Annotated in this window: 10 protein-coding genes and 1 riboswitch; of the genes, 9 read left to right on the top strand and 1 reads right to left on the bottom strand. The window is 42.9% G+C overall.

All coding sequences use genetic code 11. From position 1 onward, the window contains the following. The first annotated feature begins 344 nt into the window (after positions 1-344). A complete protein-coding gene (locus tag R2B72_RS03485) occupies positions 345-1,745 on the top strand; it encodes a sulfatase (RefSeq protein ID WP_318614847.1) in 1,401 nt (466 codons plus the stop codon). Positions 1,746-2,042: 297 nt separating this feature from the next. On the opposite strand, the gene argS is transcribed toward R2B72_RS03485, so the two are convergent. Next, a complete protein-coding gene (gene argS, locus R2B72_RS03490; RefSeq protein ID WP_318614848.1) occupies positions 2,043-3,707 on the bottom strand; it encodes an arginine--tRNA ligase in 1,665 nt (554 codons plus the stop codon). 490 nt (positions 3,708-4,197) lie between these two features. Next, a riboswitch (cobalamin riboswitch) is annotated at positions 4,198-4,380 on the top strand. A gap of 322 nt (positions 4,381-4,702) precedes the next feature. On the opposite strand from argS, the gene R2B72_RS03495 reads away from it, so the two are divergent. The 8 genes from R2B72_RS03495 (at position 4,703) to narI (ending at position 16,244) form a co-directional block, all read left to right on the top strand. Next, positions 4,703-6,925: a ribonucleoside-diphosphate reductase subunit alpha gene (locus R2B72_RS03495; RefSeq protein WP_318614849.1), complete on the top strand. Its 2,223-nt coding sequence runs from the start codon at positions 4,703-4,705 to the stop codon at positions 6,923-6,925. Beyond that, the gene (locus R2B72_RS03500) at positions 6,910-7,350 is read left to right on the top strand and encodes a flavodoxin (RefSeq protein WP_318614850.1); all 441 of its coding nucleotides are present in this window, start codon (positions 6,910-6,912) and stop codon (positions 7,348-7,350) included. Before R2B72_RS03495 ends, R2B72_RS03500 begins: the two co-directional genes overlap by 16 nt. Then, positions 7,305-8,366: a ribonucleotide-diphosphate reductase subunit beta gene (locus R2B72_RS03505; RefSeq protein ID WP_412177787.1), complete on the top strand. Its 1,062-nt coding sequence runs from the start codon at positions 7,305-7,307 to the stop codon at positions 8,364-8,366. Before R2B72_RS03500 ends, R2B72_RS03505 begins: the two co-directional genes overlap by 46 nt. A gap of 484 nt (positions 8,367-8,850) precedes the next feature. Next, entirely contained in the window at positions 8,851-9,549 is a 699-nt protein-coding gene (gene ric, locus R2B72_RS03510; protein WP_318614852.1) for an iron-sulfur cluster repair di-iron protein, read from the top strand. A 182-nt stretch (positions 9,550-9,731) separates the two neighbouring features. Beyond that, positions 9,732-13,418 carry a nitrate reductase subunit alpha gene (locus tag R2B72_RS03515; RefSeq protein WP_318614853.1) on the top strand — a complete coding sequence of 1,229 codons (3,687 nt, stop codon included), beginning with the start codon at positions 9,732-9,734 and terminating at the stop codon, positions 13,416-13,418. Next, on the top strand, positions 13,408-15,009 hold the full coding sequence (gene narH / locus R2B72_RS03520; protein WP_318614854.1) for a nitrate reductase subunit beta: 1,602 nt from the start codon (positions 13,408-13,410) through the stop codon (positions 15,007-15,009). The genes R2B72_RS03515 and narH overlap by 11 nt, the downstream gene beginning before the upstream one ends. Next, entirely contained in the window at positions 15,002-15,571 is a 570-nt protein-coding gene (gene narJ / locus R2B72_RS03525) for a nitrate reductase molybdenum cofactor assembly chaperone (RefSeq protein ID WP_318614855.1), read from the top strand. Before narH ends, narJ begins: the two co-directional genes overlap by 8 nt. Next, a complete protein-coding gene (gene narI, locus R2B72_RS03530; RefSeq protein WP_318614856.1) occupies positions 15,564-16,244 on the top strand; it encodes a respiratory nitrate reductase subunit gamma in 681 nt (226 codons plus the stop codon). Before narJ ends, narI begins: the two co-directional genes overlap by 8 nt. The last annotated feature ends 15 nt before the right edge of the window (positions 16,245-16,259 follow it).

Consider the following 16,259-nt stretch of genomic DNA (forward strand, 5'->3'; position numbering starts at 1 on the left):
TGAGGAAAGACTCGCTGTTTTTGTTGTATAGAAAGCATCTATTTCGATGGGTTTTACTAGCACATCATCAAATACGTTTGTCATCAAGGCTTTTTGTGTACTCTAGTAATCAGTAACGCTCTCAAAAGTTAGAATTATTTGTATAAACTGACGAAAAACTGTTTTTTGATATTCGACCTATGGTAAGTTGTTGGTTAGAGGATTTACAAAAAAGAATTAATGGGGGGAAATAATAAGACAGCGATTCATTATGTTGGTTGTCATTTTTGGGGTGCCTTTTAGTAGAATGATTAAAATCGAGGATTGCAATGTTACTATTTGAAGAGAATAGGAGATGGGGTAAATTGGAACAAAAACAGACGAAACCTAATATTATTTTTATTATGAGTGATGATCATGCAGCGCATGCGATGAGTTGTTATGGCAGTAAAATTAATGAGACGCCTAATCTTGATCGTATTGCCGATGAAGGTATACGTTTTGATAATGCTTTTTGCACAAACTCAATTTGTGCACCGAGTCGTGCTGCAATTTTGACAGGTCGCTATAATCATATGAATGGCGTTAAAACACTAGGTGATAAATTTGATAGTAGGCAACAAACAGTTCAAAAGATCTTGCAGGACGATGGTTACCAAACTGCACTCATTGGAAAATGGCATCTAGGTCACGGAGGGATTCATAATCCGACTGGTTTTGATTACTGGAACGTGCTTCCGGGTCAGGGGGTGTATCATGATCCCCAGCTTTACGAAATGGGCGAAAAGAAAGTGTACGAAGGATATGTAACAGATATTCTCACGGATCTTTCGTTAGATTGGATGAAAGGTAGACATAAAGATAAGCCGTTCATGTTGATGTGCCATCATAAAGCGCCACATCGCCCATGGGATCCCGATAAGAAGCATGCACATATGTACGAGGATGTTCATATTCCGGAGCCGGAAACATTTAATGATGATTATTCAAATCGTTCGGAAGCCGCAAAAGAAGCAAAAATGAGAATTGATCGAGATCTGACTGAAAGAGATTTTAAAGTTACACCACCCGAGCATCTATCTGATCAAGAGTTGAAAAGTTGGAAGTATCAGCGTTATATTAAAGATTATTTGCGTGTGATTGCTTCTATTGATGATAATGTTGGGAGAATACTTGATTATCTAGATGAAGAAGGATTGACTGAAAACACAATGGTCATTTATACATCTGACCAAGGTTTCTTCTTAGGGGATCATGGTTGGTTTGACAAGCGGTTTATGTACGAAGAATCACTTAGAATGCCATTTATTGTGCGCTACCCACGAGCAATTCAACCTGGAACTGTCACAAAAGATTTTGCGCTTAATGTGGATTTTGCAGAAACCTTCCTCGATTATGCGGGAATTGAAGTGCCGGAAGAAATGCAAGGGACGAGCTTACGTCCAGTTATGGAAGGAAACACTCCGGATGATTGGCAAACATCAATGTATTATCGATACTGGGAACATTTGAGTAGTGAACATAAGGTCGGTGCACATTACGGAGTACGCACAACAAGATATAAACTTATTTATTATTATGGTGAAGCGTTGGGCGCATCGGATGCGGTTGATGAATCAAGGACACCGGAGTGGGAATTATTTGATTTAGAGAAAGATCCATATGAAATGAATAATGTTTATAGTGATCCGAGTTACAGTGAGACAGTAGTCACATTAAAAACCGAACTGTATCGTTTGAAAGAAGCAGTGGCGGATTATGAATAAATAGAGTTGTTATTGTATCATTTCAAGAAAGGCGAGAGATGAAGATAGGAATGCCTGCCGATTAACCATTTACTTGCTTAATGCATAAGTAAGCGAAGGCTTGAAAACCACCTTCTTCTCTAAACCATATTCATCTTGCTTTCGGCGAAATATTCACGACATCAATACAAAGGTGCAAGCATAGCTAGAAACGACTTCGTCATTTCTAGCTATGCTTTTTTTCGGTCATCTAATTTGATTCGTTATTCATTCTAGATGATATGCCAATGTGTCTGGAGTAAATTTCTAGCGTAAAAGTCACATCTCCTCAGGTGCTACCATTCCTAATAATCGCAAAGCCTCTTTCAAGACAGTGGCCGTACAGCTGATTAGCGAGATTCGATAAGGTAGGTGATCGGCGTCTGACAACACTTGGACATTGCCATAAAAGGAGTTGAAGGCTTGTGCAAGATCAACTGCATATTTTGCGATGAAGGAAGGATCCACATGGTCTGCAGCTCGTTTGACGACTTGTGGGAACTGCTCGAGTGTTTTCACGATCTCCCATTCAAAATCATTGACTTCGCCCACTGTAAAAGCAGTTGCTTCTCCAGCTTTTCTGAGCACTGCATAAGCCCGTGCGCATGCATATTGGACATAAGGACCAGTTTCACCCTCTGTTTGGAGCATGGTCGCCAGATCGAACTCGATATCATGTTTTCGATGCTGCTTTAGATCACTGAATAGGATAGCGCCAACACCAATGGCTTGAGCGATCTCTTTTTTATTCGATAAATTAGGGTTTTTCTCTTCAATATTTTTGTGTGCAAGTTTGATAGCATCGTTTAGCACTTCTTCCAATAACACGATTTTGCCTTTGCGTGTGGACATCTTCTTGCCATCCTGCAAAATCAGTCCGAAAGGGATATGCTCGATTGTATCTGCCCAGTCGTAGCCCAGTTTGCTGAGCACCTGTTTCACTTGTGTGAAGTGTAGACTTTGTTCATTACCCACGATGTATAGGGATTTTACAAAATTATACGTTGTTTTTCTATCAATAGCAGCGCTCAAATCACGAGTAGCATATAATGTCGCACCATCTGATTTTTTAATCAAACAAGGCGGTATGTCTTCGCCAAGCTCGACGACTAACGCACCATCCGACTCCGCCAACAATCCTTTGTTAGCTAACTCGTTGACGACGGGCTCCATTTTGTCGTTATAGTAAGCCTCCCCGTTATACGAATCGAAGGTAATCCCCAGCAAATCATAAATGCGTTGAAACTCTTTCAATGATTCCGATTTAAACCATTTCCATAAGGCAAGTGCTTCCGTATCGCCGTCTTCTAGCGCTTTGAAAGCAGCTCTACCTTCATCATTCAGCGAATCGTCTAGCTCTGCCTCTTTATGGAAACGGATGTATAGTTTCAATAGCGTTTGAATTGGTGCTTGTTGGACTGCTTGCTCACTGCCCCATTTTCGATACGCTGTCAGTAATTTACCGAACTGCGTTCCCCAATCCCCGATATAATTAATTTTCACTGGCTTGAAGCCATTTTTTTCGAGCAATAAAGCAATCGAATTACCGATGACAGTAGAACGCAGATGTCCCATAGAGAACGGCTTGGCAATATTAGGGGAAGACAAATCAATCGTCACGATTCCGCCATTGCCATCATTGTTGGAACCGTACGCTGTTGATTGCGTGTGGATTGTTTGTAGTAAAGAGTCGGTAATGACAGAACGATTCACAAAGATATTCACATATCCACCCACAGCTTGTGCTTTTGAGATGAGTGGATGATGGATTGCTTTTGCTAGTTCTTCGGCAATGCTAACAGGTGATTTTCTAAGTTCCTTGGCAAACGGGAAACAAGGTAGAGCTAAATCGCCTAGATGTGTATGGGTAGGCCGTTCAAGCATACTTTCGTTTAGTGGAATCGGACTAAATTGTTGTAGCACTTGCAAGATATCTTTTTTCATCGCTAACACTCCCTCTATTTAATTGAACAAAAAAAGCCCTCGCCTCAAATTAATGAGACGAAAGCTTAACTTCCGCGGTACCACTCAAATTGCCCGTAAAGGGCCACTTTCTCATAACGGCGAGACACCGGCTACACAAGCATCTTCGAAGTGCGGTTCACAAACATTCTTTACCGGGCTCTCATCGTCCCCAGTTTGCTGAAAAAGAAATGAAAGCTACTCTCTTCATCATAGATATTGTATTTGAATGTAGCAAAAAGGTGATGGGCTGTCAACAGAATATTGACTAGAAAATTTTTTCGATTTTAACATTTTGTGAATAACTTTTTCTTTTTTACAGTAATGCCGATGATGGCGGTTTTGCTAATGTGGAAAAGTTATCTGTGGATATGTGGATAAGCACTTGTTTATCGATTGGGAAAACTTTCTACCTATTTACGTGTGAACCACAACATGTTAGGGTATATAAAGAAAACAAGGCACTACATATAGTATTGAACGAGGAAATGGTACCGACACCGGTTTAAAAGGGAATCCGTCATCATGGAGCTGTCCCCGCAACTGTAAACGCCGACGACCGCCAAATAAGCCACTGTGGAGAATTCTATGGGAAGGCCAAGGCAGGAAGGACGAAGCGTGAGCCAGTAGACCTGCCACTCATCGTTAAGCGACACTTTCTTCGGGGGTTGAGAGGTGGAGGCGAAAAGGATGCTTTTTATTTGTATGCGTCTGATTCCGTTTCCAGCACTCAACCCATGGGCGATAAGCTCTACCGACAAGGTGGACCTGTCGCCTTTTCATTTTAGTCAGCCTAGGTTCAACCCCGGCTGACTAAAATGAAAGCCTCCGGCGGATGTCACAGATCTTTTAGTGGAATTTATCGAGCAAGCTCGATAAAGATCTGGACACAAATACGCCAAAGCGTATTTGATATGAAAAACAACTAAGAATTTAAACGATACGATACGTAATATTAATAGAAGGAGATGGTTCGTATGACAATTCAAATCGCAAAAACGAACATGGATCATGTTTTGGACGCATTACAAAGTGAATTTGGAGTAGCGCAAGTAGAAGCACTTGTCATTGCAAGTGAACGGTGGCAGCAGAAATATCCGGAGGGTTCTGAGTCTGAATGGGCGAAAGCGATGACATTAGAATCATTGAGTAATTTGGATGAAGCGTCGACTTATTGGACGTTTGTTGCAGCACGTATTCACCTCCATGATGTTTACGCTCGCCAGGAGCAACAACGCGGTGCGAAGGTCTATACAGATTTCGCTGACAATGTTTCTCGCCTTGTTGAGCAAGGGTTATACACACCAGTATTAACAGAAAAATATTCACGCGAAGATCTTGAGCATCTTGGTCAATTGATTGAACCTGAACGGGACAAGCTATTTACATATATCGGATTGAAAACATTGATGGACCGCTATGTTGCGGTTGATTACAACAAAAAATCAGTTGAACTTCCGCAGGAGCGTTGGCTGGTCATTGCGATGACGCTGATGCAAGATGAGACTGTAAATCGCCTGGACAAAGTAGGGGAATCGTACTGGGCAATGAGTAATTTGTACATGACAGTGGCGACGCCAACGTTGTCGAATGCAGGGAAACCGCATGGCCAGCTTTCGAGCTGCTTTATCGACACGGTCGATGATTCTTTGCAGGGCATTTACGACAGTAATACGGACGTAGCGAACTTGTCGAAATATGGTGGCGGCATCGGCGTTTACATGGGGAAAGTGCGCAGTCGTGGCGCATCGATTCGTGGGTTTAAAGGTGCATCGAGCGGTGTTCTTCCGTGGATTAAACAGCTGAATAATACGGCAGTTAGTGTTGATCAGCTTGGCCAACGCCAAGGGGCAATTGCGGTTTACTTGGATGTTTGGCATAAAGACATCTTCACATTCCTTGACCTGAAGCTGAATAATGGAGACGACCGTCTGCGTGCGCATGATATTTTCACAGGTGTTTGCCTACCGGACATTTATATGGAACAAGTGGAAGCGCGTGGTGAGTGGAATCTATTCGACCCACATGAAGTTCGTACAATCATGGGCTACTCCCTTGAGGATTTTTATGATGAAACAAAAGGGACAGGTTCTTTCCGTGAGAAATATGAGGAATGTGTCAACCATCCTACTTTGAGCAGAGAAACGGTTCCAGCTATCGACCTAATGAAACGCATTATGCGTAGCCAACTCGAAACAGGCGTGCCTTTCATGTTCTATCGCGATGAAGTCAATCGTGCCAATGCGAACAAGCATGAGGGAATGATTTATTCATCAAATCTTTGTTCGGAAATCATGCAAAATATGAGCGCAACAAAATTTGAATCAGTTACATTGGAAGACGATATCGTTGTTACGCGTTCAAAGCCTGGCGATTTCGTCGTTTGTAACCTTTCATCCATCAACTTGGGTCGTGCTGTTCCAGCAAGCGTTTTGGAAAGACTTATTACAATCCAAGTACGTATGCTAGATAACGTCATCGATCTGAATAAAATCCCAGTTGTCCAGGCACAACGGACGAATTCTCGTTATCGTGGAATCGGCCTTGGAACATTCGGCTGGCATCATCTGCTGGCGCTACAAAACATTCAATGGGAATCCAATGAAGCAGTGGATTATGCTGATAAATTATATGAAAAAATCGCCTTTTTAACAATCAAAGCTTCTGCGGAACTGGCGAAGGAAAAAGGGGCTTATCCATTATTTGAAGGCTCTGATTGGCAATCCGGGTTTTATTTCGAAAACAAGGGTTATGATTCGAAGGAATGGCGTGAACTGCGCATTGACGTGGCGACAAATGGTGTGCGTAATGGCTATTTAATGGCGGTTGCACCAAATAGCTCTACATCTGTGATTGCGGGGTCAACGGCATCCATCGATCCAATCTTCAAGCCTTTTTATCATGAAGAAAAGAAAGACTATAAATTGCCAGTAGTCGCGCCTGATCTCAATCACAACACCTATGATGTCTACCGTCGTTCTGCTTATATCGTCGATCAGCGTTGGTCGATTAAACAGAACGCGGCAAGACAGCGTCATATTGACCAAGCGATTTCTTTCAACTTGTATGTACCGAATTCGATTCGTGCTTCAGTGCTGCTTGAGCTTCATGTGCAAGCTTGGAAGTCGGGCATGAAGACGACGTATTACACGCGTTCAACTGCAACGGATATTGAAGAGTGTGAATGGTGTCATTCCTAATTGCTTACGCTTCTTGGAGCGGAAATACCCAAGAAGTTGCTGACATGATTGAGGAAGTATTGGTCAACGAAAATATCAAAGTAACAACGTATCGAATTGGTGGGGGTGTCATGCCGAACCCCCGCCATTTCGATGCGCTAATTATCGGTTCATTTACATGGGATAAAGGTGCAACGCCTGATGAAGTGAAGGATTTCGTCGCAGACGTTGGTTATAAACCGGACAATGTCTACGTTTTCGGAACGGGAGATACACAATTTGGCGGCGACGAGTTGTTCTGCCATGCCGCCGTGAAGTTGGCACGATTTTACGGGTCTAGCTATGAGCCTTTAAAAATTGAACAAAGCCCACGTGGCGTGCAACAATCAACAGTCATCGAATGGTCGAAAGGGGTCATCAAGCATTGGAAAAACTTACACGAGTAAAGGTATTAGAACCCGCAAATCCAAATAAATCAACCGCTATATTTGGTGGTAAAGCGAGCGGAATTCTTAACTGGAACGATCTAGCACATCCACATTTCTATACATTACGACAACGGATTCGTTCGCTGTTCTGGACCGCCAACGAGGTAGACATGACGCAGGACGTTAAGCAATTCTCGTCACTAACGAAGCCAGAACAAGATGCATTTCTAAAAATTATTGGCTTGCTAGCAACGCTTGATGGTCCGCAAACAGATATTGCGGCGAAAATTGCCCAGTATACAACCGATCCTTCTGTGAAATCACTGATGGCAACCATTGCTGATCAGGAAAGCGAGCATAATCATTCGTACGCTTACGTTTTGTCCTCTGTGACAACGTTAGATAAGCAGATGGCGGCATTCGAAATGGGACGTACGGATGAAGTACTGATGCGTCGTAACGAAAGAATTGTCGATGTTTATAATGAATTTGCCGAGAATCCGACAATTGAGTCAGCATTGAAAGCGATGGTCTATACGACATTGCTGGAAGGTCTATTCTTTTATAGCGGCTTCGCATTTTTCTACAACCTAGCACGCAACCAAAAAATGGTTGGTACATCGACAATGATTTCTTATATAAATCGCGATGAGCTCCAGCACGGAAAAGCAATTAGCGACGTTTTCCGTGCAGCACTTGCAGAAAATCCAGAACTGAATACCGATGTATTTACTGAATGGATTTACGACCAATTCAAGCACTCTGTTGAGCAAGAAGTTGCATGGAGTCGTTATGTGTTAGCTGATATAGATGGTATTGACCTGACTGAAATGGAAGGCTACGTGAAATATCGTGCCAATAAAATGCTGCGTATGCTAGGACTTAGTGAAATCTATCCAGAATTCACCGATAATCCGATGAAATGGATTCGTGCTTACGTCGACAGCTTTGATGATACGAAAACAGACTTCTTTGAGCAGACTTCAAGGCAGTATGTGAAAACTAGTGATTTGAATGGTTTTGATGATCTATAATCTTAAAGAGCTGTCCCAAAAGTTAGTTTGCACTAACTTTCGGGACAGCTCTATTTTTATATATCGCGGGAAGTTCACTTTCCATTCCCGGACAAACGCCATTGGAAACTTATCGATCAATTGCCGGAGGATATCGATCAATTGGGAGAACTTATCGATCATTTCCGCACGGTTATCGATCAATTGGGCAGAGTTATTGTCATTTCGGGATCTTAGACTCATCGTTTGGACACGATCAAAAATTTTTTCACCTCTTTTAAATTGTGAAAAATTTATGACAGTAGTTGGAATGTGATATACATCACATTTTTCGATATAGCTATCGACTATGCTGTAAGTAGAAAAACATTCACACAGTTAGTTCGTCATGCAAACCGTCATTATTGATAACTAGGGCAATCCCTAGTAGGAACAATGACAGTATGTACGTATGCTTAACAGTGAGAATGGTTCTCGCTAAATTGATTAGGGGAGGAAAACAAATATGAGTCAACTTACACTTGAAACACAAGTTTGTGATATCGTCACGGCAATTCCTCAAAGCGCCGATTTATTTAGAAGTCTGCGTATCGATTTTTGCTGCGGTGGGAAAATTCCGCTGAAAGATGCCGCGGAAGAACGTAATCTTAGTCCGGAAGAAGTTTTGCAGAGTGTCCAAAAAATAGAAGAGAAACGAGAGCAAGTTGCCAGCACGCACCCGACTACATTCGGTAACAGAACGCTCGTCTCTTATATTCAAGAAAAGTATCATGCGGGCCTACGAGAAGAGCTACCACAGCTAGCGCCTTATATAACGCGAGTCGTTAAAGTCCATGGAGAAAAACATCCCCATCTAATCCGTATTCAAGAAATCTATAAGGAATTACGTGCAGAGCTTTTAGAGCACACAGCTGACGAAGATAAAAATGTATTTCCAGTCATTCTTGAATTTTTGGATAACCCAACGCCTGAACTAAAAGAACAAGTAAAACCGCATGTCATGGAATTGGAAGCAGAGCACGAACACGCAGGTGAATTATTGTTTGAAATTCGTGATCTAACCAACAACTACACACCACCAGAAGAAGCTTGCGGTACTTACCGTGTTGTTTACGCGCGCCTTGCACAGCTCGAAAAAGATACATTTGAACATGTCCATCTTGAAAATAATGTTTTATTTGACCGAGTGCGTGCAGCAATCTAATGAATTGACAAAAAACCACCACTTGGTGGTTTTTTTGTCGAATGAGGGAACTCGCTATGCGATATAGGATATTCCCTAATAGGAAGTGGGTAGAATACTCTTTAGAATTTAGGGTATATGAATGGACATAGTGATGAAATCCCTCATTGGTTCATTATTCTGAAAAGGAGTGAGTTTTCTCGATGAAGAAAAAAAGTGTACTGGAAAGTGGACTACGATACTTCAAGCCTGTTGAACGTTACTCAGGGAATTGGTCCATTTTAGAAGAAAAAAGCCGTGATTGGGAAAATATGTACCGTCAACGTTGGTCACATGACAAAGTAGTTCGAACAACACATGGTGTAAACTGTACGGGGTCATGTAGTTGGAAGGTTTTTGTTAAAAACGGCATTATCACTTGGGAAAATCAGCAGATTGATTACCCTTCATGTGGACCTGATATGCCTGAATTTGAGCCGCGTGGTTGCCCTCGTGGTGCTTCATTTTCTTGGTATGAATACAGCCCACTTCGCGTGAAATACCCTTATATACGTGGGAAATTGTGGCGCATGTGGAGTCAATCGCTTTCAGAACATAATGATCCCGTGAAAGCATGGGCGAGTATTGTGGAAGATCCTGAAAAAGCGAATGAATACAAAAAGGCTCGCGGAAAAGGCGGACACGTCCGTGTCAATTGGCGAGATGCGACGATGCTTATTTCAGCGCAGCTCATTTATACAATTCAAAAATATGGCCCAGACCGTATCGCAGGATTTACACCCATTCCGGCGATGTCGATGGTTAGTTATGCCTCAGGTGCTCGCTTTATCTCACTTCTTGGGGGAGAAATGCTTAGTTTCTATGACTGGTACGCGGATTTACCGCCAGCTTCTCCACAAATTTGGGGTGAGCAGACAGACGTTCCTGAATCGAGTGACTGGTTTAATGCGGGCTACATTATTATGTGGGGATCGAACGTTCCATTAACACGAACGCCAGATGCTCACTTCATGACAGAAGTACGCTACAAAGGAACAAAAGTAGTCTCCGTCGCACCGGATTACGCGGAAAGTGTTACACATGCGGATGATTGGATTGCCGCGAATCCTGGTACGGATGCAGCCGTTGCACAAGCAATGACGCATGTTATTTTGGATGAGTTTTATGAAAAACGAAAAGAACCGATGTTCTTGAACTATGCGAAACAATATACGGATATGCCGTTCTTAATCATGCTGGATGAGCATGAAGGTTCATACAAAGCAGGTCGTTTCTTACGGGCAAGTGATCTGGGTAGCACATCTGAGCATGCAGAATGGAAGCCAGTCATTTTCGATGAAACAACAAATGAAATCATCGTTCCAAACGGCACAATGGGTCAGCGTTGGGAAGAGGATACGAAATGGAATCTAATTCTCGATAACGCAGACGGCTCGCGTGTAGAACCTGCGCTATCTGTTGCAGAACATGACGCTGAGTGGACTGAAATGGTGTTCCCATACTTTGATAATATCGCGAATGGTACATTTAAACGCCCGATTCCTACGAAAAAAGTAACATTTGCAGATGGCACAGAAAGACTTGTCGCAACAGTTTACGATTTAATGCTCAGTCAATATGGCGTTCGTCGTATCGGTAGTGAGTTAGAAGCGACTGGCTATGATGATGTTAACTCCATTTATACACCTGCTTGGCAGCAAAAAATCACTAATGTAAAACCAGAACTTGTGACACAAATCGCACGCGAATTTGCCCAGAACTCTCTTGATACGGGCGGTCGTTCCATGATTATTATGGGCGCTGGTATTAATCACTGGTTTAATAGTGACACGATTTACAGATCAATCTTAAACCTTGTGACATTGACGGGCTCCCAAGGCGTGAATGGCGGCGGCTGGGCACATTATGTTGGACAGGAAAAATGTCGTCCGATTGAAGGGTGGAGCACGATTGCCTTTGCAAGGGACTGGCAAGCACCACCACGCCTACAAAATGCAACATCATTCTTCTACTATGCAACGGATCAGTGGAAGTATGAGGAAGCTGGCGCAGAGGTGCTAATGTCGCCAACTGCTGGAAAAGCACGTTATGAGCATCCAGCGGACTATAATGTCTTGGCTGCAAGACTTGGATGGCTACCATCCTATCCGCAGTTTAATAAGAACAGTTTACTATTCGCTGAAGAAGCAGCGGCATTAGGGAAAACAACAACACAAGAGATTGTCGGTCACACGGTTGAACAATTGAAGTCAGGCAAATTGCAGTTTGCTGTGGAAGATCCTGATGCACCAGAAAACTTCCCACGCTCATTATTTATTTGGCGTTCAAATTTGGTTTCGAGTTCTGCAAAAGGACAGGAATACTTCATGAAACACCTTTTCGGAGCATCAGATGGCTTGCTAGCCTCTCCGAATGAAGAAGTGAAACCAGAGGAAATGGTTTGGCGTGAAGAAGTAGAAGGCAAACTCGATCTTCTTGTCGCACTGGACTTCCGGATGACGGCGACACCATTGTATGCGGACATCGTTCTTCCTGCCGCAACATGGTATGAAAAGACGGATATTTCATCGACGGATATGCATCCATTTGTCCATCCATTTAATCCGGCAGTCGACCCACTATGGGAATCACGCTCGGACTGGGATATTTACCGTTCAATTGCGCAGACGTTCTCGGAAATGGCGAAAGTTCATCTGCCAGGCGTTTACAAGGATCTTGTCACAACTCCGCTGGCGCATGATTCTATTCAGGAAATTGCTCAACCTTATGGCGAAGTGAAGGACTGGAAAAAAGGCGAAGTTGAAGCGATTCCAGGGAAAACGATGCCCGGTATGACGATTGTCGAACGCGATTATACAAAAGTTTACGATAAATACGTCACACTCGGCCCTTTATTATCAACTGGAAAAGTCGGTGCGCATGGTGTGAGCTTCTCTGTTGCAGAAGAATACGAAATGATGAAAGGCATCAATGGTACTTATTTTGATGAAACCATCAAAAACGGATTGCCGAAACTGCATACGGCTAAACATGCTGCTGAAGCAATGCTGACATTATCATCTGCAACAAATGGTCGGGTATCGCAAAAGGCATACGAAGCAGCCGAACAAGATTCGGGCGTTGAGTTAAAAGATATCTCGGCAGATAGAGCAGCAGAACGCTTTACGTTTGCCAGTATTACGGCACAGCCTCGGGAAGTAATTCCGACGCCAGTGTTTAGTGGATCTAATAAAATGGGTCGTCGTTACTCACCATTTACAACGAATATCGAGCGACTCGTTCCGTTCAGAACGTTGACGGGAAGACAGCATTTCTATATTGACCACGAGCTATTCCTAGACTTTGGTGAAGCATTGCCGGTCTATAAACCGACATTACCGCCAATGGTATTTGGACCGCGTGATAAGCAAATTGTCGGTGGACAGGATTCCCTAGTTCTACGCTATTTGACGCCACATGGTAAATGGAATATTCACTCGACCTATCAAGATAATCAGCATATGTTAACGCTATTCCGTGGAGGGCCGACAGTGTGGATTTCTAACGAAGATGCAGAAGAGCATGATATTGACGATAACCAGTGGTTGGAAGTTTACAACCGAAACGGAGTTGTAACAGCACGGGCAGTTGTTAGTCATAGAATGCCAAAAGGTACGATGTTCATGTACCACGCGCAGGATAAGCATATTCAAGTACCGGGTTCTGAAATTACAGAAGAACGCGGCGGTAGTCATAATGCTCCGACGCGCATCCATATGAAACCAACACAAATGGTCGGTGGGTACGCACAACTTAGCTATGGATTTAACTATTACGGACCAATCGGAAATCAGCGGGATGTTTACGTCGCAGTCCGCAAGATGAAGGAGGTAAACTGGCTTGAAGATTAAAGCACAAGTTGCAATGGTCATGAATCTAGACAAATGTATTGGTTGTCATACATGTAGTGTCACGTGTAAAACGACCTGGACAAACCGCGAAGGCGCGGAGTATATGTGGTTTAACAACGTAGAGACGAAGCCAGGAATCGGCTATCCAAAACGTTGGGAAGACCAAGAACTTTATAAAGGCGGTTGGCAACTGAAAAATGGCAAGTTGGAGCTAAAATCAGGCTCTAAGTTGTCAAAGATTGCTCTCGGGAAAATTTTCTACAACCCAGATATGCCGGAAATGAAGGATTACTACGAGCCTTGGACATATGATTATGAAAAATTAACGATGGCTGGCGATAGTAAGCATACGCCTGTCGCACGTGCGAAATCGGTTGTTACTGGTGAATACATGGATCTTGAATGGGGACCAAACTGGGAAGATCAGTTAGCCGGCGCGCATATTACAGGACCTACTGACCCGAATATCCAAAAAATTGAAGAGGATATCAAATTCAACTTCGAGCAAGCATTTATGATGTACTTGCCACGTCTTTGCGAACACTGTTTAAATCCGAGCTGTGTGGCATCATGCCCTTCGGGAGCAATTTACAAACGTGATGAGGATGGCATCGTTCTTGTTGACCAAGAGTCGTGCCGAGGTTGGCGCTATTGTATGACGGGCTGTCCGTACAAGAAAGTGTACTTCAACTGGAAAACAAATAAAGCAGAAAAATGCACATTCTGTTTCCCGCGTATTGAGTCAGGACTGCCAACAGTTTGTTCTGAAACATGTACGGGACGTATCCGTTATTTGGGTGTACTTCTCTATGACGCTGACCGCGTACTTGAAGCAGCTTCAACACCTAATGAGAAAGATTTATACAAAGCCCAATGTGATTTATTCCTTGATCCTAATGACCCGGCAGTGATGGAACAGGCAAGGAAAGATGGCATATCGGAAGAGTGGATTGAAGCTGCACAAAACTCACCTGTCTATAAATTGGCGATTGAGTATAAGCTAGCATTCCCACTTCATCCGGAGTACAGAACGTTGCCGATGGTTTGGTATGTACCGCCACTTAGCCCGATTATGAACTACTTTGAAGGGAAAGATTCTATCAAAAACCCTGATATGATTTTCCCGGCAATCGATGAAATGCGGATTCCGATTCAATATCTTGCCAATATGTTGACGGCCGGAGATGCAGAAACAGTGAAGCAAGGGTTGCAACGGATGGCGATGATGCGTTCTTATATGCGTGCAGTATCATCGGGTAAGGAATTTGATGAATCTCGTCTAGAACGTGTTGGACTCACAGCCCATCAAACAAAACAAATGTACCGTTTACTGGCGATTGCAAAATACGAAGATCGTTTTGTTATTCCAACAGCACATAAAGAAGGACATATGAATATGTATCGCTCACAAGGGTCGGCTGGTTATACAGAAATGGCGGGCGATTATGGTATGGATGCAACGCAAAACCAGTTTAGCTACACAGGTATGGGCGAAAATGGAGACTGTGATGGTTGTAGTCCAGCAGTACCAACGAAGACGGGTAAAGAAATTTATGAAGAGAACTTCTACGGGGGGATTTGGCGTGATTGATTTAGAGAAATTGTACGAAGTAAAGCATGTTTTTGGCTTCTTCGCCAATCAGCTATCCTACCCTGAAAAACTTACATTTCATCCGTCGGTATTGGAGGAGTCATTTGACTCTTCCGACCCGGCTTATGCCGAAATAAAATTATTTTGGGATTTAATGCATGAATATAGCCTAGATGAAATCCAAGAGATGTACACGTATACATTTGATTTTCAGAAAGAATCAACATTGTTCATGACATATGTCAAGTATGCAGATGCCAAAGAACGTGGCCAAATGTTGGCGAAGCTGAAAGTGCTATACGAAATGTTTGGTTTGAATATGCCGGAAGGTGAATTATCCGACTTCTTACCGTTAATGTGTGAGTTTATTTACGCGGCAGAGTGGGTGGGTGATCCGAGGGCAGCGCAAAGTTTTTCCATGCTTCTTGCAGTCATGGAAGATGGAACATATAACTTGATGAAAGCACTTGAGAAACATAATAGCCCTTACTTCCATTTGATTAAGGGAATGAGGGAAACATTTAAGTCTTGTATCCGTCAGGAGGAACCAGCCAATGACTAATCAGTTTTTGTGGGTCATTTTCCCTTATGTTTGTATGGTGGTATTTATTGTAGGACATATTTTCAGATATCGAAACGATAAGTTTGGTTGGACAGCAAAATCAAGTGAATTTATCGAGAAAAAGCAATTAATGATTGGTAGTGTGTTATTTCATATAGGCATTATGCCTGTCATCGCAGGCCATGTTGTGGGACTCGGTGTTCCTAAGGAATGGACACGTGCGCTTGGCATTAGTGATCATTTGTATCATACAGGAGCGATTTGGGTTGGTGGATTCTTTGGATTTGTGACACTTGCAGGGATGTTGATTTTGACATCACGTCGCTTTTTGTTGAAAAATGTTAGGAAACTATCATCGGCTTCTGATTTGGTCGTCAATACACTTCTATTACTAATAGTATTTCTAGGGATTTATAGTGTGGTCGCGACAAGTGCAGCGCAACCTGACTTTGATTATCGCGATTCGATTTCCGTTTGGTTCCGTTCATTGCTTATTTTCCGTCCAGAAGCAAATTTGATGTCAGTTGTTCCCGTAGCGTTCCAGCTACATATTTTGTCTGGATTCCTTATTTTTGCAATGTGGCCGTTTACTAGGCTTGTTCACGTCTGGAGTGTTCCGTTGAATTATGTTGGAAGAAGCTATATCCTATATAGAAAGAATAGAGTGAATTGATGAGGGGAAAAGGGC

It is taken from the genome of Sporosarcina sp. YIM B06819 (assembly GCF_033485175.1).
Lineage (GTDB): Bacteria > Bacillota > Bacilli > Bacillales_A > Planococcaceae > Sporosarcina.